Annotated in this window: 25 protein-coding genes; 10 read left to right on the top strand and 15 right to left on the bottom strand. The window is 70.0% G+C overall.

The features are described 5' to 3' along the window. Nucleotides 1-16 precede the first annotated feature (16 nt). From ABT186_RS20870 to ABT186_RS20850, 5 genes are read right to left on the bottom strand one after another with little or no spacing between them, the layout of a single operon-like run. Nucleotides 17-682, bottom strand: a complete 666-nt coding sequence (locus ABT186_RS20870) for an ABC transporter (protein WP_351926211.1) — start codon at nucleotides 680-682, stop codon at nucleotides 17-19. Next, a complete protein-coding gene (locus ABT186_RS20865; protein ID WP_351926209.1) occupies nucleotides 670-2,232 on the bottom strand; it encodes an ABC transporter permease in 1,563 nt (520 codons plus the stop codon). The genes ABT186_RS20870 and ABT186_RS20865 overlap by 13 nt, the downstream gene beginning before the upstream one ends. Next, entirely contained in the window at nucleotides 2,229-3,107 is an 879-nt protein-coding gene (locus tag ABT186_RS20860; protein WP_351231868.1) for an ABC transporter ATP-binding protein, read from the bottom strand. The genes ABT186_RS20865 and ABT186_RS20860 overlap by 4 nt, the downstream gene beginning before the upstream one ends. After that, nucleotides 3,104-3,976, bottom strand: coding sequence for a zf-HC2 domain-containing protein (locus ABT186_RS20855; protein WP_351231870.1), 873 nt, complete (start codon nucleotides 3,974-3,976; stop codon nucleotides 3,104-3,106). The genes ABT186_RS20860 and ABT186_RS20855 overlap by 4 nt, the downstream gene beginning before the upstream one ends. Continuing rightward, the gene (locus ABT186_RS20850; RefSeq protein WP_351231872.1) at nucleotides 3,973-4,512 is read right to left on the bottom strand and encodes an RNA polymerase sigma factor; all 540 of its coding nucleotides are present in this window, start codon (nucleotides 4,510-4,512) and stop codon (nucleotides 3,973-3,975) included. The genes ABT186_RS20855 and ABT186_RS20850 overlap by 4 nt, the downstream gene beginning before the upstream one ends. Nucleotides 4,513-4,777: 265 nt before the next feature. On the opposite strand from ABT186_RS20850, the gene ABT186_RS20845 reads away from it, so the two are divergent. The 7 genes from ABT186_RS20845 (at nucleotide 4,778) to pstB (ending at nucleotide 13,415) form a co-directional block, all read left to right on the top strand. Beyond that, nucleotides 4,778-7,189: an RNA degradosome polyphosphate kinase gene (locus ABT186_RS20845; protein WP_502973267.1), complete on the top strand. Its 2,412-nt coding sequence runs from the start codon at nucleotides 4,778-4,780 to the stop codon at nucleotides 7,187-7,189. Continuing rightward, nucleotides 7,170-8,243, top strand: coding sequence for a CHAD domain-containing protein (locus tag ABT186_RS20840; RefSeq protein ID WP_351231874.1), 1,074 nt, complete (start codon nucleotides 7,170-7,172; stop codon nucleotides 8,241-8,243). Before ABT186_RS20845 ends, ABT186_RS20840 begins: the two co-directional genes overlap by 20 nt. A 192-nt stretch (nucleotides 8,244-8,435) precedes the next feature. Further along, nucleotides 8,436-8,849 (top strand): NUDIX hydrolase, encoded by a 414-nt coding sequence (locus tag ABT186_RS20835; protein WP_351231876.1) that lies wholly within the window; start codon nucleotides 8,436-8,438, stop codon nucleotides 8,847-8,849. 416 nt (nucleotides 8,850-9,265) lie between these two features. Further along, entirely contained in the window at nucleotides 9,266-10,405 is a 1,140-nt protein-coding gene (gene pstS, locus ABT186_RS20830; protein WP_351926207.1) for a phosphate ABC transporter substrate-binding protein PstS, read from the top strand. A 101-nt stretch (nucleotides 10,406-10,506) separates the two neighbouring features. Next, entirely contained in the window at nucleotides 10,507-11,514 is a 1,008-nt protein-coding gene (pstC, locus tag ABT186_RS20825) for a phosphate ABC transporter permease subunit PstC (RefSeq protein ID WP_351231880.1), read from the top strand. Continuing rightward, nucleotides 11,511-12,575, top strand: coding sequence for a phosphate ABC transporter permease PstA (gene pstA / locus ABT186_RS20820; RefSeq protein WP_351231882.1), 1,065 nt, complete (start codon nucleotides 11,511-11,513; stop codon nucleotides 12,573-12,575). The genes pstC and pstA overlap by 4 nt, the downstream gene beginning before the upstream one ends. Nucleotides 12,576-12,638: 63 nt before the next feature. Beyond that, entirely contained in the window at nucleotides 12,639-13,415 is a 777-nt protein-coding gene (pstB, locus tag ABT186_RS20815) for a phosphate ABC transporter ATP-binding protein PstB (protein WP_351231884.1), read from the top strand. Nucleotides 13,416-13,520: 105 nt separating this feature from the next. On the opposite strand, the gene ABT186_RS20810 is transcribed toward pstB, so the two are convergent. The 3 genes from ABT186_RS20810 to ABT186_RS20800 all read right to left on the bottom strand — a co-directional run bounded on the left by ABT186_RS20810 (nucleotide 13,521) and on the right by ABT186_RS20800 (nucleotide 16,417). Beyond that, nucleotides 13,521-13,721 (bottom strand): DUF5988 family protein, encoded by a 201-nt coding sequence (locus ABT186_RS20810; protein ID WP_351231886.1) that lies wholly within the window; start codon nucleotides 13,719-13,721, stop codon nucleotides 13,521-13,523. A 1,069-nt stretch (nucleotides 13,722-14,790) separates the two neighbouring features. Continuing rightward, nucleotides 14,791-15,789, bottom strand: coding sequence for an inorganic phosphate transporter (locus ABT186_RS20805; protein ID WP_351232213.1), 999 nt, complete (start codon nucleotides 15,787-15,789; stop codon nucleotides 14,791-14,793). A 7-nt stretch (nucleotides 15,790-15,796) separates the two neighbouring features. Beyond that, nucleotides 15,797-16,417 (bottom strand): DUF47 domain-containing protein, encoded by a 621-nt coding sequence (locus ABT186_RS20800; RefSeq protein WP_351232215.1) that lies wholly within the window; start codon nucleotides 16,415-16,417, stop codon nucleotides 15,797-15,799. Nucleotides 16,418-16,698: 281 nt separating this feature from the next. Here ABT186_RS20800 and ABT186_RS20795 point away from each other — a divergent pair, with 281 nt between their 5' ends. After that, complete coding sequence (locus ABT186_RS20795) at nucleotides 16,699-17,055, top strand: metal-sensitive transcriptional regulator (protein WP_351926205.1); 357 nt, start codon at nucleotides 16,699-16,701, stop codon at nucleotides 17,053-17,055. A gap of 62 nt (nucleotides 17,056-17,117) precedes the next feature. On the opposite strand, the gene ABT186_RS20790 is transcribed toward ABT186_RS20795, so the two are convergent. Further along, a complete protein-coding gene (locus tag ABT186_RS20790) occupies nucleotides 17,118-17,288 on the bottom strand; it encodes a hypothetical protein (RefSeq protein WP_351926248.1) in 171 nt (56 codons plus the stop codon). A gap of 206 nt (nucleotides 17,289-17,494) precedes the next feature. After that, complete coding sequence (locus ABT186_RS20785; RefSeq protein WP_351232221.1) at nucleotides 17,495-18,337, bottom strand: SCO4651 family lipoprotein; 843 nt, start codon at nucleotides 18,335-18,337, stop codon at nucleotides 17,495-17,497. A 122-nt stretch (nucleotides 18,338-18,459) separates the two neighbouring features. On the opposite strand from ABT186_RS20785, the gene ABT186_RS20780 reads away from it, so the two are divergent. Next, nucleotides 18,460-18,642 carry a hypothetical protein gene (locus ABT186_RS20780; RefSeq protein WP_351232223.1) on the top strand — a complete coding sequence of 61 codons (183 nt, stop codon included), beginning with the start codon at nucleotides 18,460-18,462 and terminating at the stop codon, nucleotides 18,640-18,642. 77 nt (nucleotides 18,643-18,719) lie between these two features. Continuing rightward, a complete protein-coding gene (locus ABT186_RS20775) occupies nucleotides 18,720-20,255 on the top strand; it encodes an FAD-binding oxidoreductase (protein WP_351232225.1) in 1,536 nt (511 codons plus the stop codon). 12 nt (nucleotides 20,256-20,267) lie between these two features. Here the strand turns inward: ABT186_RS20775 and ABT186_RS20770 are convergent, their stop codons facing one another. From ABT186_RS20770 to ABT186_RS20750, 5 genes are all read right to left on the bottom strand, one after another. Continuing rightward, a complete protein-coding gene (locus ABT186_RS20770) occupies nucleotides 20,268-20,966 on the bottom strand; it encodes a phosphatase PAP2 family protein (RefSeq protein ID WP_351232226.1) in 699 nt (232 codons plus the stop codon). A 279-nt stretch (nucleotides 20,967-21,245) separates the two neighbouring features. Further along, complete coding sequence (locus tag ABT186_RS20765; RefSeq protein ID WP_351232228.1) at nucleotides 21,246-22,250, bottom strand: C40 family peptidase; 1,005 nt, start codon at nucleotides 22,248-22,250, stop codon at nucleotides 21,246-21,248. Nucleotides 22,251-22,411: 161 nt separating this feature from the next. Continuing rightward, a complete protein-coding gene (locus tag ABT186_RS20760) occupies nucleotides 22,412-23,167 on the bottom strand; it encodes a trypsin-like serine peptidase (RefSeq protein WP_351232230.1) in 756 nt (251 codons plus the stop codon). Between the two features lie 247 nt (nucleotides 23,168-23,414). Beyond that, complete coding sequence (locus tag ABT186_RS20755) at nucleotides 23,415-24,053, bottom strand: SRPBCC family protein (RefSeq protein ID WP_351232232.1); 639 nt, start codon at nucleotides 24,051-24,053, stop codon at nucleotides 23,415-23,417. Beyond that, nucleotides 24,046-24,393 carry an ArsR/SmtB family transcription factor gene (locus ABT186_RS20750; RefSeq protein ID WP_351232234.1) on the bottom strand — a complete coding sequence of 116 codons (348 nt, stop codon included), beginning with the start codon at nucleotides 24,391-24,393 and terminating at the stop codon, nucleotides 24,046-24,048. Before ABT186_RS20750 ends, ABT186_RS20755 begins: the two co-directional genes overlap by 8 nt. Between the last annotated feature and the right edge of the window lie 270 nt (nucleotides 24,394-24,663).

Below are 24,663 nucleotides of genomic sequence, written 5' to 3'. Positions count from 1 at the left end.
GCTCCGGCCGGCCGCGTCAGCGGTGGGCCCAGGCCCTTGCCCGGTACCTGCGTATCGGCTCGGGCAGAAGCGCCGCGCCCACCGGCAGGGTGAGCGTCAGGAGCGCCGCCCACCGCTGATGAGCCGCCGCCCAGTCCGAGGCGTCCACCTCGGAGAACAGTTCCCATCGGCCCGGAAGCAGCAGCGCGAACACCGTGCCGGCCAGGAGCGACACCGTCACGGCCCTGCCCGGCCGTGGCTCGTCCGTGAACCGCACGGCCGCCATCGCGCCCGTGAGCGCCAGGGCGATGAGGGTCGCCACCTCGAGGGTGACGGCACCCACCGGGGGCCGCATCTCCCCCGGTACGAGCAGCAGGGCCGCCGTCCAGGACAGCGCCGCGAGCGGGGCGACAAGGGCCATCCGCAGCCCGGTACGCACCACCCGCCGGGTCGGGACCACCGCGGTGGTGTGCCGTGCCGGGTCGTCCAGCAGGAACGCCAGACCCAGGGCAAGAGCGAGCGCGCCGGTTCTCAGAACCATGAGGCCATGCGTCGTGCCGCCCGCACGGGGCATCAGGCGCCCGGCTCCGGCGAGGACCGGGCCCAGCCCGCCGGCGGCACCGAGCACCCGCCAGGGCAGGGTGCGCCACACCGGCGGAAGAAGCGCGCGGACCCCTACGTACTTGTCGCCTACTCCGAGCACGACGCCCCCTTCTCGGTGCCCTTCTCGGTGTCCTTCGCCGCCGGTACCCCCAGCATCTCCGCCACCCGCGCCTCCGACGTCTTCGGGGACATCAGCTCCGTCCAGTGGGCCTTCACCTTGGCCGTGACGCCGAAGCGCGGGCGCTGCAGCAGTTCGCGCACGATCCGGGTCTGTTCCGCGCTCATGAAGACCCCGTCCGTGGGGGTCATGGCGATCGCCGAGCCCTTGATGCTGTCGTCCAGGCGGACGTTGCGGAGCGCGGTCATCGGGTCGTCCTGCGCGGCCAGCGCCAGCCACATGACCGTCACCACACGGGCGTCGCACATCCTGGTGCCCGCCAGCTCGTCACCCGCGACGAGGACCGCGGCGGCTCCGACGGAGAACTCGGGGATGCGGTTGCCGCCCCAGCGCGTACCGACCGTGACCTCGCCCGGTGCGCGCAGCGGATCGAGGGAGGAGTCCTCGTCCAGCTCGTGGATGGCCGGTATCCGCTGCCGGACCGTCAGCCGCGCTCCTCCGGCGCCGCCGCCCGCCAAATCCTGGATGCGGTCGACGACCGCCGCCCATTGGTCCCGCCAGGCGGTCCACTCCGGGAAGGAGCAGTACCTCGAGCGGCCGTGTGTCACGCACTCCTGGGACGTCACCGGCGTACGGCTCGCCTTCTCGCGGGCCGCGATCAGGGCGGACTCATGGCTCGGGGACTGTCCGGCGATTCCCGCGACCGTGGCGCCGAGGGCGACCGCCGTCACCGCCTTCATCAGGCGCGTCCGTCCCCCGCTCAGCAGAACTGCTACGCACAGCAGCAGCGCGGTCAGGCCCGCCAGATAAAGGGCGTGCCAGGCGGCCGGGCGGCCCAGGAGACCGGAGGGGAGCGGCTTCGTGCCGTCCTCGGAGACCAGTGGGAACAGCCAGTCCGGCCAGTGCGCCGCGTTGGGCCCCGCGACGGCGAAGGCGGCCATGAGCGCGGCGAACCCGACGCCCATGAAGACGGGAAGGCCGGCGGCACTCGGGAACAGCCGCGCGATCAGCACCCCCAGGACTCCCGCCAGCAGCACCGACAGCGGCGCCACCGCCAGCTCGGCGACCGACCCATGGCCGACCGCACCCGGTTTCAGCGCCGCCCAGCCGAACTGGGCGGCGACAACGAGCGCGGTCACCGCCGCGAACGGCACCACGGACAGCGCGTGCGCGACCGTACGCCGCCAGGGCTCCATGACCAGAACGTCGAAGTGCCGGTCCGTGCCGTTGCGCCGGGAGCGCAGCGCGGCGACGTTCACACAGATGAGCACCACGATGGCGAGGAACAGCGAACCGGGCTGGGTGGCGCGGTCGGTGTTCTGGAGGATCGGATAGTCGTCCATGCCGTCGCGGGGGCTGAACAGCTTCCAGCTCGTATAGCCGATGTAGAGCAGGAAGACCACGAACACCGGGAGCTGCAGCAGGAGTTCGCGGGCTTCGAAGCGGGCGAGCGCGAGGACGGCGGAGGCCGGGTGGCGGCCGGTCCGTACGGGTGCCGGAACCGCGGGGGCCTTGTCCATGACCGTGCTCATACGGACGCCACCTCCGCGGGCTCGCCGTCGAGGACCAGCAAGTAGCCGTCCTCCAGGGTGGGTTCGAGGAGGTCGGCGCCCTTGGGCGGGTCGCCGACGTTGCGGAAAGTGCCCATACCCGTACGCCAGCCGGCGCGGGCCCCCCGGTCGCGTTCCGCGCTGCTCCACACCCGGCCCGCCGCCTGTGCCGTCAGCTCGGCCGGAGTGCCCTCGAAGCGGACACGGCCGCGGGCCATGACGATCACACGGTGGCAGAGCATCGCCACGTCCTCGGTCTGGTGGGTGGACAGCAGCACCGTCCGGCCCTCGCCGGCCTCGGCGATCAACTCCCGGAACCGCATGCGCTGTTCGGGGTCCAGGCCCACGGTCGGTTCGTCGAGGAGGAGCAGGCCCGGGTCGCCGACGAGCGCAGCGGCCAGGGCTACGCGCTGGCGCATGCCGCCGGAGAGCCGCTTGAGGCGCTTGCCGCGCACGTCGGAGAGATCGACGGCCTCCAGCACGCGCCGCACCTCGCGGTGGCGGGCGGCGCGATCGGTGATTTCCTTGAGGATCGCCACGTAGTCGACGAACGCGAAGGCCGTGAAATCCGGGTGGAAGCCCGGGGTCTGCGGCAGATAGCCGAGCCGGCGCCGCACTTCCTGGCGGCCGGCGGCCGTACCCGGGTCCTGCCCGAGGACCGTGAAGGCGCCCCGGTCGGCGGGCACGGCGGTGGCCAGCACCCGCAACAGGGTTGTCTTCCCCGCCCCGTTGGGCCCGAGCAGCCCGGTGACGCCCTCGTTCAGACGAAGAGAGACGCCGTCGAGCGCGGCCGTGCCGCCGTAGCGCAGGGTCAGCCCGGAGGCCGAGACGGTGGAGGCGGTGGAGGCGATGGTCATGAGGCGCTCCTGTGGGCGAAGTCCGTGAAGGGGGCATGGGCCGGCGAGGCGTCGAACCGGTCCCGCAGACGGTGCAGCAGCAGGGCCGCGACGGCCGCGACCGCCGCCGCCACGCCCTGGCCTACCGCCGTGAAGGGCGCGAGTGCCGCGTGGTGCGTCGCCCGGGCGACCACCAGCAGGCCGATCCAGGCGCCGCTGACCAGGGCGGGCGCGAGAACCGGGCCCAGCCGGGCCGTCAGCGCGAGTCCCGTCGCGGTGAGGGCGAGGGCCGGCAGCAGCCAGGCCAGGGCGCGCAGCCCGTACGCCGGCAGGGCCAGCGTCGCCAGGCCGTTCAGCCCCAGGGTCGCGGCCAGCACCGCGACCGTGCGGATCATCAGCAGCCGGAAGCCGTGCAGGGGAGCGACGAGCGTCATCTCGTACGTCGGGTCGAGAGCCGGCGTGTACGAGAGGGCGACGCCCGCGAGCGGCATCAGCGGGGCCAGCGCCAGGAACGTGGCGGGCGAGTCGACCGTGTACACGCTGGCCACCGTCATGGCCAGGACCAGCAGGACCGCGCCCAGCCAGGAGGCACGCAGCACGGGTGTCGCGGCGAGCAGCCGGGCGGTGTGATCGGCGACCCCGAACCGCACAAGCAGCGCCTCGAAGACCCCCGGCCGGGGGGCGTCCAGCTCGGCGTCGAGCCGCTCCCAGCCGCTCTCCAGGGCGACCGGGTCGGCGCACTCGGCCAGCGTCAGGCGGCAGGGTGCGCAGGCGACCAGGTGGGTGTCGACGGACCAGAGCCGGGGCGCCTCCAGCTCGCCGCGCGCATACGCGCGCAGGTCGTCGGCGTCCGCGTGCCATCCGGCGCCGTCGTGCGTCTCGTCCCTCATGCCAGCTCCTCCCGCAACCGCTTCCGCGCGCGCAGCGCCCGTGTCTTGACCGTGCCGGGAGGGATGCCGAGCAGGACGGCTGCCTCCCGGGTCGTCAGTCCGTCGATCACCGTCGCCTGCAGGACGGCCCGCAGCTCGGGCGAGAGCCTGGTCAGCGCTCCCGCCAGGTCGCCGTGCTCCACACCGGCCAGGACACGTTCCTCCGCGGAGGCCTCGTGGCGGTGGCGCAGCCGCGCCAGCGTCTGCCGCAGCCGGCCGCGCGCGCCGTCGCCGCGCAGCGCGTCCACCAGCCGGCGGGCGCCGATGCGCCACAGCCAGCCGGCCACGTCCCCGTCCTCGCGGTAGCGCGCGGTGCCGTGCCAGACCGCCAGGAATGTCTCCTGCACGACGTCGTCCACCACGCCGGGATCGGCGCAGCGGCCGCGCAGCCGTGCCGTGAGCCACGGCGCATACCGCCGGTACAGCTCCTCGAAGGCGTGACGGTCCCCATCTGCCGCGGCACGCAGCAGCTCCCCGTCACTTGTCGTTTCCCTCACGCCCCTTCATCGGACGAGCCCCCGCGATCGGTTCACACCTCGGGGAGTAGTTTTTCGAGCGAGTGCGGACCGCCCGCACGACGAGCCGCACGCCTTTCGTACGACGCCCGGGACAGGAGCGGCGCCTCGACGCCGAGTTCACGCTCCCGTCCAGCCCCGTCCTACGCCTGTGCGCCCGATGTAGACGTCCGCGAGCCTCCCCCCGCTATCCCGCACGTCATGTCGCCGTAACCATTGATTCAGACGGACTTGCGACGCTCAGCCAATGATTGCCGCCGTGCCAGAGCCCTCCCCACCTCCGGAGAAGGGGGCCGGTGCGGAGCGCGGGCTTCCGTTCGCCGCGCTGCCGCCCGCGCTCTCCGACGCGCCCATGACCCGGTCGGCGCGGAAGAATGGGTTCATGAGCCAGCAGAACGCCGAGGCACCGGCCCACCCGTCCCCCACCACCCGTGATGGAGAGCCTGCGGGTCGCGCGAACATGCAGAATCAGCAGCCCTCCGTGGGCTCCATCGCCGCGCACCGCCCGCACGCCGTGGCCGCGGCGGTCTCCGACCTGGATCCCGACCTCGATGCCGACCTCGACGTCTACGAGGAGACCGAGGGCGCCGAGCTTCCCCAGGGCCGCTTCCTCGACCGGGAGCGCAGCTGGCTCGCGTTCAACGAGCGCGTGCTGGAACTGGCCGAGGACCCCAACACGCCCCTCCTCGAACGCACGAAGTTCCTGGCGATCTTCGCGAGCAACCTGGACGAGTTCTTCATGGTCCGGGTGGCGGGTCTCAAGCGCCGTATCGCCACCGGTGTCGCCACCCGGTCGGCGTCGGGTCTCCAGCCCCGCGAGGTGCTGGAGATGATCTGGGCCCGCTCCCGCGAGCTCATGGCCAGGCACGCGGCCTGCTTCCACGAGGACGTCGCCCCCGCGCTCGCGGAGGAGGGCATCCACCTGGTCCGCTGGAACGAGCTGACCGAGAAGGAGCAGGCGCGCCTCTTCACGCTCTTCCGCCACCAGATCTTCCCGGTCCTCACCCCGCTGGCCGTCGACCCCGCGCACCCCTTCCCCTATATCTCGGGACTCTCGCTCAACCTCGCGGTCGTCGTGCGCAACCCGGTCACCGGCCACCGCCACTTCGCGCGCGTCAAGGTCCCGCCGCTGCTCTCCCGCTTCCTGGAGGCCTCCCCGCAGCGGTACGTCCCCATCGAGGACATCATCGCCGCGCATCTGGAGGAGCTGTTCCCGGGCATGGAGGTGCTGGAGCACCACACCTTCCGCATCACCCGTAACGAGGACCTCGAGGTCGAGGAGGACGACGCCGAGAACCTGCTCCAGGCCCTGGAGAAGGAGCTCATGCGGCGCCGCTTCGGGCCGCCGGTGCGCCTGGAGGTCGAGGAGTCCATCGACCGGTACGTCCTCGACCTGCTCGTCCGAGAGCTGAAGATCTCCGAGGCCGAGGTGTACCCGCTGCCGGGCCCCCTGGACCTCACCGGCCTCTTCGGCGTCGCCAACCTCGACCGGCCCGAGCTGAGGTACCCGAAGTTCGTCGCGGGTACCCACCGTGACCTCGCGGAGGTCGAGTCGGCGTCCGCGCCCGACATATTCGCGGCGCTGCGGGAGCGGGACGTCCTGCTGCACCACCCGTACGACAGCTTCTCCACCTCCGTCCAGGCCTTCCTGGAGCAGGCGGCCTCCGACCCGGACGTGCTCGCCATCAAGCAGACGCTGTACCGGACCTCGGAGACCTCGCCGATCGTCGACGCGCTCATCGACGCGGCCGAGTCCGGCAAGCAGGTCCTCGTGCTGGTCGAGATCAAGGCCCGCTTCGACGAGCAGGCCAACATCAAGTGGGCCCGCAAGCTGGAGGAGGCGGGCTGCCATGTCGTGTGGGGGCTCGTCGGGCTGAAGACGCACTGCAAGCTGTCGCTCGTCGTACGGCAGGAGGGCGACACGCTCCGCCGCTACAGCCACGTCGGCACGGGCAACTACCACCCGAAGACCGCACGCCTGTACGAGGACCTGGGGCTGCTGACCGCCGATCCGCAGGTCGGCGCGGACCTGTCCGACCTCTTCAACAGACTGTCGGGCTACTCGCGCCGCGAGACCTACCGCCGGCTGCTCGTCGCCCCCAAGTCCCTGCGCGACGGTCTGATCTCGCGGATCAACAAGGAGATACAGCACCACCGGGCCGGCCGGCCCGCGTACGTCCGCATCAAGGTCAACTCGATGGTGGACGAGGCGATCGTCGACGCCCTCTACCGGGCGTCGATGGCCGGCGTCCCGGTCGACGTCTGGGTGCGCGGCATCTGCGCGCTGCGCCCGGGCGTCCCCGGCCTGTCCGAGAACATACGCGTACGGTCCGTCCTCGGCCGCTTCCTCGAGCACTCGCGCGTCTTCGCCTTCGGCAACGGCGGCGAGTCCGAGGTGTGGATCGGCAGCGCCGACATGATGCACCGCAATCTCGACCGCCGCATCGAAGCACTTGTCAGGGTCACCGACCCGGCGCACCGGGCGGCGCTCAACCGGCTCATGGAGACCGGTATGTCCGACACGACCTCCTCCTGGCACCTGGGCCCGGACGGCGAGTGGACCCGGCACGCGATGGACGGGGACGGCCAGCCGCTGCGGAACATCCAGGAGATGCTCATAGACGCCCGGAGGCGCCGGCGTGGCACAGCAACACCTTGACCCCCCGACCGACCCGACCCCCACGGCAGGGCCAGTGTCCGGGGACGCCCTCGCGGGCTACCTGAGTGCCCAGGCCACGGAGTTCCTCCGCTCGCTGCGGCAGCACCGGGAGACCGGCGCCGTCGCGGCGAACGCCGCGGAGGACTCCGGCGACGCGGCACTCTCGCTGCGCCGCTCGGCCCGCCGTATCAGCGGCACCCTGCACACGTTCCGCCCCCTCCTCGACGCCGACTGGTCCGAGGAGATGCGGCCCGAACTCGCCTGGCTGTCGGGGACGCTGGCCCGCGAGCACGCGTACGCGGCCCGGCTCGAACGGCTGCTGCTCGCGCTGCACCGGCTGTCGGGCTCGTCGGTCTTCCCCGCGCAGTCGGCGACCGTCGCGGAACCCGTCGGCGCCGGACCGCGCAGCCACCCCGCAACCCCGGAGCGCGGCAATCTGACCGTGGGCGCGGCGAAGGCGGGCGCCCTGCTGGAGCGCCAGCTGACCCTGGCCCGGACACGCGCCCACTCCGCTGCCCTGCAGGCCATCGGGTCGAGCCGCTTCCACGCGGTGGCGGACAGCGTCGCCGTCCTCGCCAGCGAGGTCCCGCTCACGCCCGCCGCGGCGAGCGCCGACCTGCGCCCGCTGGCGGCGGCGGCCGAGGAGCGGCTGACCGACGCGGTGGCCGCGCTGCCGCTGGTCATCGCGGGCCACCCGTACAACGCGGAGGCCCTTGTCCACGGCCTGTCCCCCGACCCGGCCCCGCATCCGCAGGACGCCCCCTGGCACCAGGTCCGGCTGCTGCTGCGGCTGCACCGCTACGCCCGGGAGGTGCTCTACGGCGAGGACGCGGCCGTCGACGTACGGCTGCTGGCGGCCGGCCAGGCCCTGAACCGGCACCGCGACGCCTCCGAGGCGGCAGCGGCGGCGGCAGCGGCGGCGCGCACCCCGCGCATCGCCCCGGCGACGGCATACGCACTCGGCGTTCTGCACGCCGACCAGCGCCACGAGGTGGAGGCGGCGCGCTTCGCCTTCCAGCAGTCGTGGCAGAAACAGGCGGTGGGCACTCCGTAGGCACCCGTACCACGGCACTGCGCACGCGAGCGAGCCGAAGGGGCGCGACGGTGTCGAGAGCTCGGGCGCGCGGAGGCCCCGACGAAGGAGGGGCTGAGCACGGTCGAGCTCTCGACACCGGCTCAAGCGCCCCGGAGGCGAGCCAATCAGAGGGGTCACGCCGCAGGCACGAGAGAGGAGCCAGAGCACCCGATGACCGACGACACCATCATCGCAGCGGGCTGTGTCCTGTGGCGCCGTTCACCCATCGACGGCGGGCCGGAGATCTGCCTGGTCCACCGGCCGAAGTACGACGACTGGTCGCATCCGAAGGGCAAGTTGAAGCGCGGCGAGGACCCGCTCAGGGGTGCGCTGCGGGAGGTGGCGGAGGAAACTGGGTACACCGCCGTGCCCGGCGCACGCCTGCCCACCATGCACTACGAGGCGAACGGCCGTCCGAAGCAGGTGCACTACTGGGCGGCCGAGGCGACGGGCGGATCCTTCACCCCGAACCGAGAAGTGGACCGCGTGCTCTGGCTCACCCCGACAGCAGCCCGCAACCGTCTGACGCAGCCCCGCGACCGAGAACTGGTCGACGCGCTCCTGAACGCACTGCACCTGACCTGAGTACCTCCCCGCGCCCCTGAAAAGGGGCGCGGGGAGCAGCACAACGCGCGCTGCCGTAAGGGGCGCGCGGCAGTTGCGCCATGCGGCTCCGCCGCGTGGGCGCGCCCCACCCCGACGAACCCGCACCTGACCGAAAACCGCAGGCCACGCACCCCCACACCGGCCCGGCCCAATGGAATGCCCCTGTGTCCGAGACGTAAGCGTTCCGTGACCTAACCGCACCGACCTCAGGGGTTCACCTTCCGTTCACTCTTGGCCATCGGCAGCTTCACCTGTTCTGCCTAATTTCGGCCTTACACGGTGCGAAGGACGCATGAAGGCGTGCTGTCGCACTCCAGAGTCACCCCAGCCCCCTGACGGGCTGACCACACCTCGCACGCCGCCCTGGAGGCGGCTCCAGGAAGGAACTCCCGAAAGTGATGCTTCAGCGCAAGAACCGGCTTCGCGCCCTTTCGCTCGGTGCTGTCGCCGTCTCCGGCGCCCTGGCCCTCACGGCGTGCGGCTCGGATGCCAAGAGCAGCGACAACGGTGGCAGCAGCTCCTCCGCCTCGGCGCCGAGCAGCTCCTCCGTCAAGTGCGACAACGCCAAGGGGCAGCTGCAGGCCTCCGGCTCTTCCGCGCAGAAGAACGCGATCGACGCCTGGGTCAAGGCCTACACGCAGGCCTGCACCGGCGTGCAGATCAACTACAACCCGACCGGGTCGGGTGCGGGTGTCACCGCGTTCCTCGGTGGCCAGACCGCGTTCGCCGGCTCGGACTCCGCGCTGAAGCCCGAGGCGGTCCAGCAGTCCAGCAAGGTCTGCACCGGCGGCGGCAAGGCCATCGACCTGCCGATGGTCGGCGGCCCGATCGCGGTCGGCTTCAACGTGCCGGGCGTCGACAGCCTGGTCCTCGACCCCTCCACGATCGCCAAGATCTTCAACGACCAGATCAAGAACTGGAACGACCCGGCGATCAAGAAGCTGAACCCGAGCGCGAAGCTGCCCGACCTCAAGATCCAGGCCTTCCACCGCTCCGACGAGTCCGGCACCACGGACAACTTCACCAAGTACCTGATCGCCACCGCCAAGACCGACTGGCCCTACACGGGCGGCAAGGCCTGGCAGGCCAAGGGCGGCCAGTCCGCTCAGGGCTCCGCGGGTCTGGCCCAGCAGGTGAAGCAGACCTCGGGTGCGATCTCGTACTTCGAGCTCTCCTACGCCGCCGACGGCATCAAGACGGTCGACCTCAAGACCGGTGCCTCCACCCCGGCCAAGGCCACCGTCGAGAACGCCACCAAGGCCATCGCCAGCGCCACGGTCGCCGGCACCGGCAGCGACCTGGCCCTGAAGCTGAACTACCAGCCGACCGAGGCCGGCGCCTACCCGCTCACCCTCGTCACCTACGAGATCGTCTGTGACAAGGGCAACAAGGCCGACACCCTGCCGGCCGTGAAGTCCTTCCTCACCTACACCGCGTCCGAGGACGGCCAGAACCAGCTGGCCGCCGCCAACTACGCGCCGATCCCCGCCGAGATCATCTCCAAGGTTCGCAGCACCATCTCGAGCCTGAGCTGACCTGATGTGCGGCCCGCTCCCTCCGGGGGCGGGCCGCACCGTCCGGTGCACCGCCGCCTGGAGCCGCCACCCGCCGCGGCTCCGCAGACCGGAGACTCCCGATGGACATAACCACACAGAACACAGACGCGCCTCCCCCCACCCCCCAGCCTTCCGCGGCCGCGCACAAGCGCACGAGCCGCGGCGCCACCCGCCCCGGAGACCGGATCTTCCTCGGTCTGTCCCGCGGGTCAGGCATCTTCCTCCTGGTGATCATGGCCGCGATCGCGGTCTTCCTCGCCTACCGTGCGTCCCTCGCGATCAGCAAGGACCACGGCAACTTCCTGACCACCTTCGAGTGGAACACCAACCTCATCCCGCCGGTCTTCGGCATCGCGGTCCTCGCCTTCGGCACGGTCGTCTCCTCGATCATCGCCATGGCGATCGCGGTCCCGGTCGCGGTGGGCATCGCGCTGTTCATCACGCACTACGCCCCGCGCAAGCTGGGCGGCCCCATCGCGTATGTGATCGACCTGCTGGCCGCCGTGCCGTCGATCGTGTACGGCCTGTGGGGCGCCCTCGTCCTCGTACCGCACATGCAGGGACTGTTCGGCTGGCTCAACGACTACTTCGGCTGGACCGGCATCCTCTCCTGGCAGGGCGGCGCCCCGCGCTCGCTGTTCACCGTCGGCATCCTGCTCGCGATCATGATCCTGCCGATCATCACCAACGTGAGCCGTGAGGTCTTCCGCCAGGTCCCGCAGATGCACGAGGAGGCGGCCCTCGCCCTCGGCGCCACGCGCTGGGAGGTCATCCGCATGGCCGTGCTGCCCTTCGGCCGCTCCGGTGTGATCTCCGCCTCGATGCTGGGCCTCGGCCGCGCGCTCGGCGAGACGATGGCCGTCGCCACGGTCCTCTCGCCGACCTTCGACATCCAGGCCAGCCTGCTGGACCCGGGCGGCGGCACCTTCGCCCAGAACATCGCCAGCAAGTTCGGCGAGGCCACCGACCAGGGCCGTGACGCGCTCATCGCCTCCGGTCTCGTCCTCTTCGTCATCACCCTGCTGGTCAACGGCGCGGCCCGCATGATCATCGCCCGCCGCAAGGAATACTCGGGGGCCAACGCATGAGCACCGCAGCCGTCACCGACAAGCGTCCGAGCACTCTGCAGGGTGCCAGCCTGCCGAAGTGGTCGCCCTGGGCGATCGCCGCGGGTTCCATCGTCCTCGCCGTGGTCATCGGACTGGCCGGCGGCCTTGACAGCAAGGTCCAGTGGGGCCTGGTCGCCGCGGTCCTCCACGTCCTCGGCACATACGGCATCGCCGCCCGTGTGGAGGGCCGCCGGCAGGCCAAGGACCGTCTGGCGACCAGCCTCGTCTGGGTCTGCTTCCTCGTCGCGGTCATCCCGCTGGCCTCCCTCATCTGGGAGACCGTCAAGCGCGGTGTGAAGGTCTTCGACGTCTACTTCCTGACCCACTCCATGGGCGTGGTCGCCGACACCGAGCCCGGTGGCGGTATCTACCACGCGATCCTCGGCACCCTGGAGCAGGTCGGTATCGCCACGGTGATCGCCGTGCCGGTCGGTGTGCTCACCGCCGTCTACCTGGTCGAGTACGGGCGCGGCAAGCTCGCGCGTGCCGTCACCTTCTTCGTCGACGTCATGACGGGTATCCCGTCGATCGTCGCGGGTCTGTTCATCCTCAGCTTCTGGATCCTCATCCTCGACATGGGCTACTCCGGCTTCGCCGGCTCGCTCGCCCTGTCGATCCTGATGATGCCCGTGGTGGTCCGCTCCACCGAGGAGATGCTCAAGCTCGTCCCGAACGAGCTGCGCGAGGCGTCCCTCGCGCTGGGCGTGCCGAAGTGGCGCACCATCCTCAAGGTGGTCCTGCCGACCTCCATCGGCGGTATCACGACGGGCGTGATGCTCGCGATCGCGCGCATCACCGGCGAAACCGCACCTGTCCTGCTCTTGGTCTGGGGCACGAACTTCATCAACAGCAACCCGTTCCAGGACCCGCAGGCCTCGCTGCCGCTGTACATCTACCAGCAGTACGCGAACAGCGCGGGCTCCGGCGCGGCCTACGACCGGGCGTGGGCGGCAGCGCTCGCCCTCATCGGCTTCGTGATGATCCTCAACCTGTTGGCCCGCGGGATCGCCCGCTGGAAGGCCCCGAAGACCGGTCGCTAAGGCGACGATTTCCGGCTCCGCCGGTCGGGGCCCTCAGCGACTGATACTGGAAGTGAAGTAGTCATGGCCAAGCGAATCGACGTAAGCGGACTCACCGCCTACTACGGCTCCCACAAGGCGATCGAGGACATCTCGATGTCCATCGAGCCTCGCTCTGTGACGGCGTTCATCGGCCCCTCGGGCTGCGGCAAGTCGACGTTCCTGCGCACGCTCAACCGTATGCACGAGGTGACGCCTGGCGGGCGTGTCGAGGGCAAGGTGCTCCTGGACGACGAGGACCTGTACGGCGCCGGTGTCGACCCGGTCTCCGTCCGCCGCGAGGTGGGCATGGTCTTCCAGCGCCCGAACCCCTTCCCCACGATGTCGATCTTCGACAACGTGGCGGCGGGTCTGCGTCTGAACGGCAGCTACAAGAAGTCCGAGCTGAACGACGTCGTCGAGAAGTCCCTCAAGGGCGCGAATCTCTGGAACGAGGTCAAGGACCGCCTGAACAAGCCGGGCTCCGGCCTGTCGGGTGGTCAGCAGCAGCGTCTGTGCATCGCCCGCGCGATCGCGGTGGAGCCGAAGGTCCTGCTGATGGACGAGCCCTGCTCCGCCCTGGACCCGATCTCCACCCTCGCCATCGAGGACCTGATCGGCGAGCTGAAGGAGCGCTTCACGATCGTCATCGTGACGCACAACATGCAGCAGGCGGCGCGTGTCTCGGACCGTACGGCGTTCTTCAACCTGGCGGCCGTGGGCCAGCCGGGCAAGCTGATCGAGATCGACGAGACGGAGCGGATCTTCTCCAACCCGTCGGTCCAGGCGACGGAGGACTACATCTCCGGCCGCTTCGGCTGATCGGCTGTAGCCGAAGACCCCTCGCGGTGCTGCATGGCGGTGCCACCGCGAGGTAGAAGAGGGCCCGCCCCTGGCTCCCGGGGGCGGGCCCGTTCGCGTCCCGGCCTATTCGGCGACTTCTGTCCGTTCCCACCACTGGTAGACGTTCACCCGACCCTCCTGGGTGTCCTCGTGGCGCGACGTGACCTTGTAGTGCTCGTATCCGCCGCGGTGCGGAATCTTCAGCTCTTGTCCCGGAGGAACGACCGGCACGAGCTTGCCCGCCAGATCCTCCGGCCCGCCTTCGAGGAGTGCCTTGGTAGTCATAGCTCCAGTCTTGTCCCAAGGCCGACAACCGCATCTCGAAGACCTCCACTCCAGCGGGACGCCTCACGACTTGAGGCGGAACCTCGAGTCGGGGGCGTGGTCCCGGCGGGGGTCCGGGGTGAGGGCGAGACCCGGGGGAGGCAGCCCCCGGCGGGGGAAGCGGACACAACCCCGATCAGGGTCCCAGGGCTGCAGCCCCCGGCCGGTCCGGGGCGCAGCCCAGCGATGAATCGCGAGAGCACGACCCTCGGCAGGAACCGCGGCGAACCGTCCGGGCGACTGCCTGATGGCGACGCAGCCCCCAGGGGGAATGGGCACAACCCCGAGCAGGGCCCCAGAGCCGCAGCCCCCGGCCGGAGCTGGGGCACAGCCCGGGACGGATGGCGAGAGCACGACCCCCGACAGGAACGACGCGAAACCAACGAGACGACTGCCTGAGGGCGACACAGCCCGCGGTGGAGAGGGCACAGCCCCCAGCAGGGCCCCAGAGCCGCAACCCACGGCCGGAGCTGGGTTTCGGCCCGCCACGCAGAGGTCGTGAAGGGCGACGCACTCCCCGGCAGGAAAGCCAGGGCACAGCCCCGAGGCACGCTCCGGGAGCGCAGCCCCCGGCCGGAGCTGGGGCACTGCACAGAGACGGCTCGCCAGGGCACGACCCCCGACAGGAACCGACGCGAAACCATCCAGGCGACTGCCTGAGGCCGACACAGCCCGGCGGCGGAGAGGGCACAGCCCCCAGCAGGGCCCCAGAGCCGCAACCCCCGGCCGGTCCAGCGCACAGCCCCGCGATGAATCGCGAGAGCACAACCCCCGACAGGAACCGACGCGAAACCGTCCAGACGGCGATCTGAGGGCGACGCAGTCCCAGGCGGGGGTCCCGCGGGGCGCAGCCCCAGGAAGCGTCCAGGGGGCGTAACCGCGCCCCGTCCCGGGGGTGAAGGGGCGGACCCCGGAGGAGATGGGACGCGTGGGGGCGGGGCGATGGAAGTCCTCCTCGGCTCCCGGCCACCGGCGACTTACTCGGCACCCCGGCCACCGGCGATTTACTCGGCCCCCGGCCACCGGCGATTTACAGGAACGCCAGGTCGATCAGCCAGAACCCGCACGCCGCCACGATCGCCGCCGCCGGCATCGTGATGAACCAGCCGAGCACGATGTTCTTCGCGACACCCCACCGCACGGCGTTCACCCGCTTGGTCGCCCCCACACCCATGATCGCCGACGTGATGACGTGCGTCGTGGAGATCGGGGCCTTGAACAGGAACGCCGTCGCGAACATGATCGACGCACCGGTCGTCTCCGCCGCGAAGCCCTGCGGCGGATCCAGTTCAATGATCTTGCGGCCCATCGTCCGCATGATGCGCCACCCACCGGCGTAGGTCCCCAGCGACAGCATCACCGCGCAGATGATCTTCACCCACACCGGGATCGGGTCCCCGTACTTCTGGACGTCCGCGATGACCAGCGCCATCGTCACGACACCCATCGTCTTCTGCGCGTCCTGCAGACCGTGCCCGAGCGCCATCCCGGCCGCCGACACCGTCTGCGCTATCCGGAAACCCCGCTTCGCCTTGTGCGGGTTCGCCCGGCGGAAGACCCACATGATCACCATCATCACCAGATAGCCGACGATCAGGCCCACCACGGGCGACAGGAACATCGGGGTGATGATCTTGTCCAGGACCCCGTTCCAGTACACCCTCGTACCGCCGGCCAGCGCCGCACCCACCATGCCGCCGAACAGCGCGTGGGACGAGGACGACGGCAGGCCGTGGTACCACGTGATCAGGTTCCAGGTGATGGCACCGACGAGCGCCGCGAAGAGGATTCCCATCCCCTTACCGCCCTCGGGCGTCTGGATCAGGCCCTCACTGACCGTCTTGGCCACCCCGACCCCGAAGAACGCACCGGCGAGGTTCATCACCGCCGCCATCGCCAGCGCCGCCCGCGGCGTCAGCGCACGCGTCGACACCGATGTGGCGATCGCGTTCGCCGAGTCGTGGAAGCCGTTCGTATAGGTGAAGAGGAGTGCGACCAGGATGGTCAGGACCAGGGCAAAGGTGTCCATGGACGCCTCAGGACTCCTTGACCGCGATGGTCTCCACGGTATTGGCCACGTGCTCGAAGGCGTCCGCCGCCTCCTCCAGCACATCCACGATCTGCTTGAGCTTCAGGACCTCGATCGCGTCGTACTTGCCGTTGAACAGGTGAGCGAGCAGCTTCCGGTGGATCTGGTCCGCCTGGTTCTCCAGACGGTTCACCTCGATCCAGTACTCGGTGAGGTTCTCCATCGTGCGGAGGTTCGGCATCGCCTCGGCCGTCAGCTCAGCCGCCCGCGCCAGTACCTCGATCTGCTGCTCGACGCCCTTCGGCAGTTCCTCGATGTTGTAGAGGACGACCAGGTCGACGGCCTCCTCCATGAAGTCCATGATGTCGTCGAGGGACGATGCGAGGGAGTAGATGTCCTCGCGGTCGAACGGCGTGATGAACGAGGAGTTCAACTGGTGGAAGATCGCGTGCGTGGCGTCGTCACCGGCGTGTTCCGCGGCCCGCATACGCTCTGCGATCTCGGCCCGGCCGGAGGCGTCCGCCCCGAGCAGTTCCATCAGGAGTTTCGAGCCCGTGACGATGTTGTCCGCGGATGCGGCAAACATGTCATAAAAGCTCGTCTCCCTGGGGGTCAGACGAAAGCGCACGTGGGGTCCTCAGGATCCTTCGGTTTCAGTCAGGCTGATGCTAAGCGCATCATCCGGCCACAGCTAAGGGGCCGTCCTCCAGTTTCGCCCATCGGACACAGTGGTCGTCACGGGGGCGGTGCGGGGGCGGCCGAGGCTCTGGCCAAGGGCCGTATACCCAGCAAAGTTCGTTACCATATACCCACCAGGGGTATATGTCCGTATCGGGATGTGCACGATCCGCATCCGCGGGCCATCTGTCCAAAACCGTAACCCCGGGCAACCGTCAACAGGAGGACGCGATGACGACCACCGAGGCCGGCGCGGGGGCGCCCTCCGAGGGCACCGGGACCGTGGTGACCGATCACGACCGCGGCATCCACGGCTATCACAAGCAGAAGGACGAGCACCTCAAGCGGCTGCGCCGTATCGAGGGCCAGATCCGCGGTCTGCAGCGGATGGTCGACGAGGACGTGTACTGCATCGACATACTCACGCAGGTCTCCGCCTCGACGAAGGCCCTGCAGTCCTTCGCGCTCCAGCTCCTGGAGGAACACCTGCGCCACTGCGTCGCGGACGCCGCGCTCAAGGGCGGGTCGGAGATCGACGCGAAGGTGGAGGAGGCCACAAAGGCCATCGGCCGCCTGCTGCGCACCTGACGCCGCCGCTGTGCGCCCGATGCCACGGGCCCCCGGGATCAGCCATACGACGGGCACCCGGCTCAGTCGCCGGAGGCATCCCGCTCTTCGGCCACCTTCAGCACCTCGTCGATGCTCTCAAGACTGAGCCGGTCCTCGTGCGCGGCCGAGGCCGCGATCATCAGGTCACCGCACAGCTCGATCTCGGCGAGGGCCACGTGGTCCTGAACTGCCGTACCGCCGACCGGAGCCACGTGCATCACCTCTTTCTGCCGTCACCGACTTCCTAGAGTAGGGAGCGGCCTACACACCGCGCATGGCACGGACGGACCATTTCCAGCCCCTCAGCCGCGCCACTCCGGTACGCCTGCGGGCTCTCCGGCCCCCTCGGCGCCGATCATTCCCGGCCATCTCCGGGTGCGCGCCGCCGCTCCGCCCGCTCCTGCGCGCACAGCTCCGCTCACTGCTCCGCGATCTTCCCGGCGTAGATGTCCTTGGGCTTCGGCAGCCGTACGTCGGCGGGGGCCCCGAAGTCGTACAGCAAGGTCGTCGAGGCCACGGCGACCGTCGTCTTCTGCAGGCCGTTGACGAAGCTGAACCGGTGGCGGATCTTCCGGATGCGCCCCTGGTCGTCGAGGTAGGCGTCGAACGGGACGTCGGCCGTGGCGAACCCTTTCGCCGCCGCCCGCAGGGACTCCTTCGTCCCGGCGGAAGCGCTCCGCGCGGCGAGCGCGATGTCGGCCACCCCGCGGTAGTGCCGCACGGGCGTCCCGGCGACCTCGGTCCGCCCCACGTATGTCGCCTTCCGGACCCCGCGCAGCAACTCGGCCGCCGCGTAAGGGTCGGTGACGCCGCCGGTGACGAGGTTGCCGTCGGACAGCGTGGTCGTGTCGACCCGCACCCACTTGTCCGCGGGCACCCCGGCACCCCGGTTCTTCATGAACAGGGCGCCGGGGGCGAGCAGTTCGGTGATGGGGCGGTGCTCCTCGGCGCCTGCGGGGTCCCGCGGCAGAGTCACCCTCAGCCGGCCGAGCCGGTCGCGGTAGTCGTAGACGCCCTCGCCGCGGATGGTGACCCGGGTGCCGCCGGTGGCCATCTCCATCGACGTACGGGCCTTGGAGCTGCCGGCCCGCTCCAGAGCCGCCGCTGCCCGGTGCAGCGCCTCGACCGCGCCCGTACCGGAACGCGCGTCCTCGGCCGCCGCACCGCCGCCCGCGCACCCGGAGACCGAGGAGCCACCGACCAGGAGTCCCATCGTCGCGAAGACCGCCGCACCCACCCGACCGTGCTGCCGCACCACCATCGCCTGCCTACCCCCAGCCGGTCCGTCCCGGTGTCCCTCCTGTCGTTCCGGTTAACGACGGGTCGGAGGACCCGTCACGCGCATGGCATGGCAACTCACTTGCCCTGGGTAACCTTGTCGGGGTGGAGCAGCAAGGCACCCCCACCATTCCGGAAGAACACCGCACCACGACGGTCGAACAGGGCCGTTTCTGTGTGGCCAGATGCATCTGCGGCTGGCGGGGACCGGCGCGCAGAGCCCGCAGCCTGGCGAGGGCGGACGCGCAGGAGCACTCGGCCGGACAGCCGTACACCCGCACGCTGTAGCGATTCTGTGGCATTCCCTTGCGGAACCTCCCGCCACGAGGCTCCGTCTCGTTCCACGAAACCCAAGGGAGGCGCACATGCAACGGCGTACGTTCATCGGCGGAGCCACCGCCGCGCTCGCGACGACGGTCACCACCGCGTGCACCAGCGCCGCGAGCGGCTCAACCGCCGCCGACACATCCATACGTACGAGCACCACCAGCACCCGTGCCGCCGCCAACTGGACCGCCCTGGCCAAGGACCTGGACGGCATCCTGGTCCGCCCCGGCGACCGTGCCTGGGCCACCGCGCACCAGCTCTACAACACCCGCTACGACTCCCTGACGCCCGCGGCGGTGGCGTACGTGGCGCACTCCGACGACATCCGCAGCGTGCTGTCGTACGCCCATGCCCACAACATCAAGGTCGCGATACGCAACGGCGGTCACTCCTACGCCGGTTGGTCCTCCGGGAACGGCCGGCTGATCCTCGACGTGAGCAAGCTGAACACCATCCGCGCGAGCGCGGGCGAAGCCGTCATCGGTGCCGGGTCCAAGCTGATCGACGTCTACCGCACGCTCACCGCGAAGGGCGTGACGATACCCGCCGGTTCCTGCCCCAGCGTCGGCGTCTCCGGTCTCACCCTCGGCGGCGGCCACGGCGTGGTCTCCCGGGCGTACGGACTGACCTGCGACAGCCTCACGCAGGCCACCCTCATCACCGCGGACGGCAAGCAACTCGTCGCGAACGCCACCCAGAACAAGGACCTCTTCTGGGCCCTGCGCGGCGCGGGCAACGGCAACTTCGGCGTCGTCACCGAGCTGCGCTTCAAGACGCACCCAGCGCCGCAGGCCGTGTCCGCGTACGTGACCTGGCCGTGGTCGAAGGCCGCGGCCGTGCTCAAGGCGTGGCAGGAGTGGGGCCCGTCCCAGCCCGACGAGATCTGGTCCTCCTGCCACCTCGAGAACGGCGGCTCGCCCACCGTCTCCGTCGCCGCGTTCTCGCTCGGCACGTACGGCGAACTCCAGAACGCCGTCGACCGACTGGCCGAGAAGGTCGGCTCCCCGGCGCGCAGCGTCTCACTCAAGCGGCATTCGTACGAGGGCGCGATGGAGGCGTACGCGGGCTGCTCGTCCTTCCCCACCGCCGCCCAGTGCCATCTGCCGGGCTCGACGCCGGGCCGCTCCCCGCAGGGCGCCCTCGGCCGCGAGACGTACGCGGCCCGCTCGGACTTCTTCGACCGCTCGATCCCCGCGGCCGGCATCCAGACGATCCTGAACCAGGTGGCGCAGGTGCGGGGCGGCGCCGGCAGCGTCGCGTTCACCGCGCTGGGCGGTGCGGTCAACCGGGTCTCGCCGACGGCGACGGCGTTCGTCCACCGCCGTTCGCGCATGCTGGCGCAGTACATCGCGAGCTGGCGCGCGGGCGCGTCCGGCACGACGGCCCAGTCCTGGCTGACGTCCGCACACGCGTCCATGCGCAGCTACGCGTCCGGGGCCGCGTACCAGAACTACACGGACCCGAACCTGACGAACTGGCGGAAGGCGTACTACGGGGATGCGGCGGGCCGGCTGACGCAGCTGAAGCACCAGTACGACCCCGACGGGTTCTTCACGTTCCCGCAGTCGCTGTAGCCACCGGCAGGCTCACGCCGCCAGATCCCGCTCCTGAGCCGCCGACTCCGTCCGCGCCCCCGGAAGCACGGCGTCCGGGGTACGCGCCCCGCGTGCCCGGATCAGCCAACCGGCGCGCGGCGAGCGCTCGATCGCCTTGGTGAGCGGGGTGAGCAGCGCCGTGGCGAGCGGGGAGAGCAGCAGGGCGACGGCCGTGCCGAGGGCGAAGCCGCCGACGACGTCCGTCGGGTAGTGCACGCCCATGTAGACGCGGCAGAAACCTTCGAAGAGGGCGAGTCCGAGGCCGATGAGCCCGAACTTCCGGCTGGCGACGAAGAGTCCGACCGCCATGGCCATCGTGAGCGTGGCGTGGTCGCTGACGAAGGAGTAGTCGGACTTGCCGGTGACGAGGACGTCGAGGCCCTGGTGGTCGACGAACGGACGCGGGCGCTGCACGAATCCCCGGATCGGCACGTTCACCAGCACGGCGAGTCCGGCGGCCAGCGGGGCCCAGATGAGCGCGGCCACGGAGGACGCCGCGTCCTCGCCGCCCCGTCGGCGCACACTCCACCAGCACCACAGGACGAGCAGAACCATGGCGAGCAGCAGGCCGTACTCGCCGACGAACTCCATGAGGCGGTCGAACCAGTGCGGCGCATCCTTGGCCAGGCCATTGATGTCATAAAGGAGATCGACGTCGGGGTTCGACCCGGATTCGGCGAGTCCAGCCATCGTGCGCGGCCCCTTCGTCGTCTGTCCCGTTGCGGACGCACCCGTGCGCGCGCCGCTTCACCACCCCCGTGGCTGTAGATCCGCTCCACGTCACGCCGCTGCCGTACGTCAACGCTCTACGTCAGAAGGAACGCACAGTCCTCTTGTCTACGTTCCACACTCCACCGAATGATCACGCAGACGTTATCGAAGAGAGACTCGTCTTCGCAGCTCAGAGGGCGCGTTTAACGGAGAGTTCCGGCCAGCGCGCGCCCTTGCGTGCGCCGTTCACAACCCGATTCACACCGAAGTGGGCAGCGCTTTCGCGCCATCTTCGGTGACACGCGTCGCACCGAAGTAGTCACGGGTGTCGATCGGGTCGAACCGGATCACGGCACCCGTCCTGGGCGCGTCGATCATGTAGCCGCCGCCGACGTAGATCCCGACGTGATGGATGGCGCGGGAATCGGTCGGGTCGTTCGAGAAGAACACCAGGTCGCCCGGGAGGAGTTCATCCCGTTTCGGGTGCGGTCCGGCGTTGTACTGGTCGTTGGCGACACGCGGCAGCGTGATGCCCACGCTCTCGTACGCGGCCTTGGTCAGCCCTGAGCAGTCGAAGCGACCGCCCTGGTCGGCGGTGCCGTCGCCGCCCCACAGATAGGGGGTGCCGAGCTTCTTCTGCGCGTAGTAGATCGCCCCGGCCGCCTGCTTCGACGGGTCGACCCGCTGCACGGGCGCGGCGAAGCTCTTCTCCAGGGTCGTGATCGTCTTCACATAGTTCTGGGTCTCCTTGTACGGCGGCACGCCCCCGTTCCGGATGACCGCGTCGGCTCCCGCGTTGTAGGCGGCGAGCATGTTGTCCGTCGGGTTGCCCGGCACGGTCTTGACGTAGGAGGCGAGCTTGCAGTCGTACGAGGCGGCCGACGGGATCGCGTCGCGGGGGTCCCAGACGTCGGCGACCCCGTCGCCATTGCCGTCGATGCCATGGATGGCCCAGGTGCCGGGGATGAACTGCGCTATCCCCTCTGCCTTCGCGGGGCTCTTGGCGTTCGGGTTGAAGCCGCTCTCCTGGTAGAGCTGGGCGGCGAGCAGCGCGGGGTTGATCGCGCTGCACAGGTTGCCCCACTTCTGCACGATCGACGCATACGCTGCGGGGACGGCGTTCTTGGCGAGCCCGACGGTCCCGCCGATGCCGTTCATGAGGTTCCCGGCGGCCATGTAGACCCCGACGACCAGCAGCATCACGAAGCTCAGCGCGGCACCGACGGCAACGGTCGCCCAGATCCCCGCCTTACGCACCGTCAACCGCCCCTCGCCGCCCGGGAGTACGCCGAGGGTCAGTGTAGGGGCGCGAAGAGTCTACGGACCCGGGAAGGTCCTGGTCCGGCCGTCAGGAACGCACAAGATCGGCCACCACAGGGGCAATGGGGCGCGGCTGAGCCCAAAGGGCCCGACGAGGGCCGCGGTTACTGGCCCGAGGCGGACCGGTACAGCTTCGAGGCCTCGCCGCCCAGGACGACGCTGTAGGAGATGTCCGGGGTGTCGCCGCCCTGTTCATGGCCTCCCAGGATGCCCACGACCTCGTCGTCGCCGTTCACCCAGGGGCTGCCGCTCGTACCGCTGGTGAAACTGGGGCAGTCGATGCGCTGCTGGGTACGGCTGTGCGCGGTCGGCTTGTTCGTGCAGATGATCGGGGCTTCCTGGGAGTCGGGGTATCCCGTGACCGTGACGGCGGTGGCGCCGGTCTCACGTCCCGTCACAAACTTGTTGCCGCCGACGATGTCCTCGACGTTGACGCCGCCGATGGACTCCAGTGTGGCGAAGGCGACATCGCTGTCCTCGTCCTGGCCACCGCTCCAGGCGTCCCCGACGTAGGTCTGGGCCACCTTCCAGATCCCGTACGGCGCCCTGCCGTCCCGGTAGCCGGGGGCGAACCAGATGGTGCCGCTGCCCAGGCAGTGCGCGGCGGTGACGATCACATTGTGGCCCTTGCTGTGCACCACCGAGCCGGTGCAGAAGTGGCCGCCCTCCAGGGCGCCGCTCGCGCCGAAGAGCGCGCCGATCCGCGAGCTGGCCGAGTTGACCTCGGCCTGGGCCGTCAGGCCCAGTGGGCCGGGCCCGCCGTCGGCGGCCGCCACGGAGGAGGACGTGACGGCCAACAGCACGATGGCACCGAAAAACGCGTGCCGGCGGTTGCCAGAGGGGCGTGTGATGCGGTTCATCGCCTTCCACTGTGACCCACGAAGGTGAGAAAAATCCTGAGAGCACTCTGAAATTCTTCTATGAGGTTCCATTTCCGCAGGTCAAGCCCCTCGTTCGGCCTACAGCTGATTCACCCTTCGGACGCACAGGGCTCACCGGGCAAGCCCTACCCCGAGAAGTTGACGTACACACGTACGAGAAGCAACCCCTGGCCACCGGGGAACGTCCTCCTCTGTGCCGAGCTCTGCCCCCAGAGGCCGGCGCGTCCTAGCCGCCCGTGTACGCCGCCGTCGTCCGCTCCGCCGCCGCTCGCGCGGCCTCCTCCGGCTCACCCGCCGCCGCGTTCGCCGCACCCCACGCTTCGCTGCTCAGCGTCACGAAGCGGCGGCCCTCGTCGGACGCCACCCAGGCCATACCCTCTGCCGGGTCCACGGACGCCCCGGAAGCCAGGTGCCGGGACAGACCCAGCAGGCCCAGGTCCCAGCCCACACCCACCGCACCCGGGCCGAACTCCGCCCATCGCTCGTCGTCCACATGAGCGATGTGTTCCAGTTCGAACCGCGTCCGCTCCTCCGCCACCGGCGTCAGCCGCAGCTCGATCCAGCTGACCTCACCGCCGTATTCCCAGGTCGCCAAGAAGCTCTTGGGCGGGTCGCACCGTTCGATCGTGCCGCTCGCGTTGCCCTCGAGCTGAAAACGGCCGCCGACGCGCAGGTCCCCCGAGACGGGCAGGAACCAGCGCGGGATGCGCTCGGGGTTCGTACACGCGTCCCAGACGTCGTCGAGAGGCGAGTCGTACGTCCGCGAGACGGTCACCGCCCGCGCCTCGCCCTCCTTGAAGACCCTCCGGCCCACCTGTCGCCGTACCGCATTGATCTCGTGTGTCACATCGGTGCCGTCAACCATCCCTCTCTCCTTCCCCACGACGCTGCCGCCTTCCGCGCGCCAGCTCCGTCTCCAGTGCGTCCAGCCGCGGGGCCCAGAGCCGGCGGAAGCGGCCGATCCACTCGTCGACGTCCCTCAACGGCTCCGAGTTCACCGCGTACAGCCGACGGGTGCCCTCCGGGCGCACCGTCGCGAAGCCGTTCTCGCGCAGCACCTTCAGGTGCTGGGAGACACCGGGCTGCGATATCCCGAACTCCGCCGTGATGACCTCGCAGACCGCCCCGGACGTCATCTCGCCGTCCGCGAGCAGTTCGAGGATCCTGCGGCGCACGGGATCTCCGAGCACATCGAAAGCGTGCATGGGCACAACGTATCAGCCACCTCTTATATAAGCCATGAGCGAAATAAAGCAGGAGGAGCGCGCTCGCACACAGCCGCAGGCAGATGCGCGTAGACCCTTCGATCCCATGCGTGTTCTGTGAGCCGCGTCAAGCCACTGCCAGGCCCCGGCCATTGACCGGTAAGGCGAGCGCCTCGGTTCGGCAATGCGGAAGTCAGGAATCCCGAACCCTCTTGTTTGTCGCGTACTCAACAAGTCAGTGTCGTGCGCGGGCCGCCGCCTCGTCGCCGG

This window comes from Streptomyces sp. NPDC001634 (genome assembly GCF_040298185.1).
In the GTDB taxonomy this organism is placed as follows: domain Bacteria; phylum Actinomycetota; class Actinomycetes; order Streptomycetales; family Streptomycetaceae; genus Streptomyces.
This window is presented reverse-complemented; position numbering and strand designations above follow the sequence as displayed.